At 60.6% G+C, this 3,266-nt stretch carries 5 protein-coding genes; 3 read left to right on the forward strand and 2 right to left on the reverse strand.

Features of this window, described 5'->3' with window-relative positions; translation table 11 throughout:
- The coding region (locus ABY403_RS14910) for a VOC family protein (protein ID WP_372841610.1) at positions 1-206 on the reverse strand (206 nt) is incomplete at its 3' end.
- A gap of 104 nt (positions 207-310) precedes the next feature.
- On the opposite strand from ABY403_RS14910, the gene ABY403_RS14915 reads away from it, so the two are divergent.
- Positions 311-1,201, forward strand: a complete 891-nt coding sequence (locus ABY403_RS14915; RefSeq protein ID WP_372841611.1) for a LysR family transcriptional regulator — start codon at positions 311-313, stop codon at positions 1,199-1,201.
- Between the two features lie 76 nt (positions 1,202-1,277).
- On the opposite strand, the gene ABY403_RS14920 is transcribed toward ABY403_RS14915, so the two are convergent.
- Positions 1,278-1,766 carry a MarR family winged helix-turn-helix transcriptional regulator gene (locus tag ABY403_RS14920; RefSeq protein ID WP_372841612.1) on the reverse strand — a complete coding sequence of 163 codons (489 nt, stop codon included), beginning with the start codon at positions 1,764-1,766 and terminating at the stop codon, positions 1,278-1,280.
- A 79-nt stretch (positions 1,767-1,845) separates the two neighbouring features.
- Here ABY403_RS14920 and ABY403_RS14925 point away from each other — a divergent pair, with 79 nt between their 5' ends.
- Both ABY403_RS14925 and ABY403_RS14930 read left to right on the forward strand, forming a co-directional pair.
- A complete protein-coding gene (locus ABY403_RS14925) occupies positions 1,846-2,868 on the forward strand; it encodes a YHYH protein (RefSeq protein ID WP_372841613.1) in 1,023 nt (340 codons plus the stop codon).
- 39 nt (positions 2,869-2,907) lie between these two features.
- Positions 2,908-3,144: a hypothetical protein gene (locus ABY403_RS14930; RefSeq protein ID WP_372841614.1), complete on the forward strand. Its 237-nt coding sequence runs from the start codon at positions 2,908-2,910 to the stop codon at positions 3,142-3,144.
- Positions 3,145-3,266 lie beyond the last annotated feature (122 nt).

Here is a 3,266-nt window from a genome sequence, read left to right on the forward strand (position 1 = left end):
GTCGCCAGATGCGCGATTCTGAGCGAGCCCCAGCCGGGGCCGAACACGTCGGTGCACATGACGCCGATGGAGCTTTCGTCCTCAACAGCCTCGGACGGCTGCATGACGATGTAGAAGCCCAAGACTTCCGAATAGAACTTTACCGCGGCTTCTAGGTCTGGGACCGACAGGCCGATATGCGAAAACGTGCGAGGGGTCGGGTTCATGGTGTCTCTCCAAAGCAGTAGCTATGACGAGGAGGTAGACACCAGCGCACCAAATGTGAAATTATCAAAGTGAATGATAATCATAACGCATCGTTTGTATCGCAATGCTGAACGCGACTTGGCTCGACACCTTCACCACGCTTTGTGAGACCGGTCACTTTACCCGCACGGCTGAGCGTTTGAACATGACGCAACCGGGCGTCTCTCAGCACCTTAGGAAGCTTGAGGATCAGGTGGGGCAGCACCTGATCGCCCGCGAGGGAAAAAGTTTCACCCTCACCCCGGCAGGCGAGGCGCTGTTCGCGCTCGGTCTTTCGCGCCGTGCGGAAGAAGGCCGACTGCGCGACGCGATCGTGACCGATGATCGGGATATTGGCGAGGTGCGCATCGCCTGTTCGGGAAGCTTCGCGATGCTGCTCTACCCGATCCTGCTGCCGTGGATGGAAGCAGCGCCCGATCTGGCGATCCATCTTGAGGCGGCACCACAGGCCGACATCTTGTCTGGTCTGCTAGACGGGCGATTTGATCTAGGCGTTCTGGGCGCAGACCCCGAACACGCGCGGCTGGAAGCACAACACCTAGGTCGAGAGGAATTGTGCCTGATCCTTCCGGCAGGCTTGGCCGATGTACCGACGAGTTACCCGGAATTGGACGCGCGCGGATTCATCGCGCACCCTGACGGCTATGACTATGCCGACGATTTGCTGAACCTGAACTTTCCCGGTGCATATCCCGGCGCAGACAGGATGCGCGTTCGGGCCTACGTGAACCAGATCGGACAGATCCCTGCGCCCGTTGCGCGGGGCGTCGGCTATACTCTTCTGCCGCGAAGCGGTGTGGAGGCATTTGGGCAGAAAGATCTTCTCAGGGTCGTGCAGCTTCCCAAACGCCGTTGGCACGAACTCTGGCTCGCCACGCGGCGTGGCCGCGCATTGTCGGCGCGACTGGCGTATTCAAGAGATTTGATCATCAAGGCGGCCGCGCAGTTGAAGTGAGCATTGCCTCTTTGCGCTTCCGTTGCGCATCGGCATCGCCCTGATGCCGCGCGCTTCGTTCATCGCGATGCCGTCGTTATTGGGCGGTGCTTTCGCCGTTATTGCCGTTTCGGTTCTTTGCCCGCGCGGCCCGCACGCCCGGTACGTTGCCGCCCAACCCATCACGCAACCGGCGAGCTAGGGCAAAGAAGGTGCCGGCGTCCTCTCCGAGCAGATCGTTGACGACGATGTCTACCTCTGACCAAACCGCTTCGATTGCGGCAAGTTTGGCGCGCCCCGCGTCCGACAGTTCAAGCACGTTTTGGCGGCGCGACGCTGGATCGCGCGCACGAGAAATGAAACCCGCGGCCAAGAGGCGGTCTGTCATCGTGCTCATGCTGGCCGAGGTTATCTTGAATTCCGCGGCGAGATCGGCTTGGGAAACCGGCCCCATCCGGGCCATCGCCTCGATGATCTGGGCCTGCCGGTGCTGGAGGCCGAGAGGTGCAAGTCGCCGTCGAAGCATCGCCTCGACGAGGTCGGCGCTGTGCGTGAGTCCGTGAAACTGGTGTTCGTCAGCTTGCATACTAACAGTTAGTATGCTAGGTAATTTGACAGCACAAGTCCTAACCGACTTTTGCACATTCTTTTTTGGGGGGGGCGTCATGCCGTTGAAAAATAGACCCGAACATGGCTTTGCGGTCATTTTTCTCGCGCTTGCGGTAGCTGGGCCCACCGCCGCGCAAACGGAAGATTCGCGGCTTTCCCGCATCGTGGAGTTCTTTGAGCCTGCGCAACTGGTTGCTGGTCCCGATATCGTGCCCTGCACCTTGTCGGGCGGGACCGAGACCAGCTGCTTTTCCATCACCGTCAGGCAGAGCCCGCAAAGCTACACACCCGGTCCTTGGTGCCCGACCCACATCACCGATGGGCCGGAGGCTGCCGGGATCTGGTTTCTCGACGGCAAGACGGTGCATGCGGATGGCGATTTCATCACATCGCTGGCCGATATCTACGGCGATACCAACTGGAAGCTCTACGATCCCGAAACCGGCAATGTGCGCTTTACAGGAACGCTGGAGGCTTGCGAGGCAGCAGCGCGCCCCGATGTCGATCCGGCATATCAGAACCATTGCGTCCAATGCCTGCCCGAGTACCTGCCTGAAGACGCGACGCTTACCTTCGTTCTGCCGCTGGACAGCGTCCCGGTCGATCGCCCGACGCCCACCAACCAGACCGGCGCAGGCATTGCGCTGAATGGTGTCCGGATCGACGGCCCAGCACCGCTGGAGGCTATTCTCGGTGCCTATACCATCGCGCCCTTCGACGATTGCGGCGGCCACATCAACACGCATGTGGGCTATCACTACCACGCCGTTACCGACTGCCTGACCGGCACGGTATCCACCGTTGAGGGCGCGTCTGAAGAGGCGGTCGTGTCTCATGGCGGCCAGATCGGCATCGCGATGGACGGCTACGCCATCTTTCCCCACCTGCTCGCAGATGGTGCCAATCCTGTCGGACTAGACGCCTGTTACGGGCACGCGATCGACGAGATTCCCTACCACTATCACGCGGGCGAAGCAGGCTCGAACCAGAATCTTGGCTGCCTTGCGGCGGAAACCGGCTGTGTCCTCGTAGAAGGACAAACCACCTGCGATGCGAGCCGTCGTCCCCCGCGGCCCTGAGCCATTGGACAGCAAAGTTCGATCGGAGAGTAATTCAGAATGACCCTAGGTATGCGCCAATATTCATCCCACGCAGTGACCGGCCTTCGGGCCCCGGCGCTGGGGTCGCCTGCTGGCGCTGGCCAACCTGTTCTGGCGTTAAAGGCCCGCGCCTTCTCGCCCGAGCGCGAGAAGATCAAGGGCACACATCGGCGGCTGCCGAATGATGAAGAAGTGCTGATCCGCATCCATCCAGGGCCGGTTGCGGCAGACATGAGACGAAACCCGAGCAAGTAACACGGCGAGCAAGTATCATGATTTCGACAGTTGATATGAAGCCAGCAGCGATGCGCGGCCTAGCTGCCGACGCATTCTTCCAAGTCGCCCGTGCACTGCTCATCGTGGCTGCGCTTTGGACA

This window comes from Phaeovulum sp., from assembly GCF_041596715.1.
In the GTDB taxonomy this organism is placed as follows: domain Bacteria; phylum Pseudomonadota; class Alphaproteobacteria; order Rhodobacterales; family Rhodobacteraceae; genus UBA6213.

Bases quoted from the DNA above. Each gene is read 5' to 3' on its own strand.
- ABY403_RS14915 (WP_372841611.1), top strand. From the start codon at position 311: ATGCTGAACGCGACTTGGCTCGACACCTTCACCACGCTTTGTGAGACC.
- ABY403_RS14920 (WP_372841612.1), bottom strand. From the start codon at position 1,766: ATGCAAGCTGACGAACACCAGTTTCACGGACTCACGCACAGCGCCGAC.
- ABY403_RS14925 (WP_372841613.1), top strand. From the start codon at position 1,846: ATGCCGTTGAAAAATAGACCCGAACATGGCTTTGCGGTCATTTTTCTC.
- ABY403_RS14930 (WP_372841614.1), top strand. From the start codon at position 2,908: ATGACCCTAGGTATGCGCCAATATTCATCCCACGCAGTGACCGGCCTT.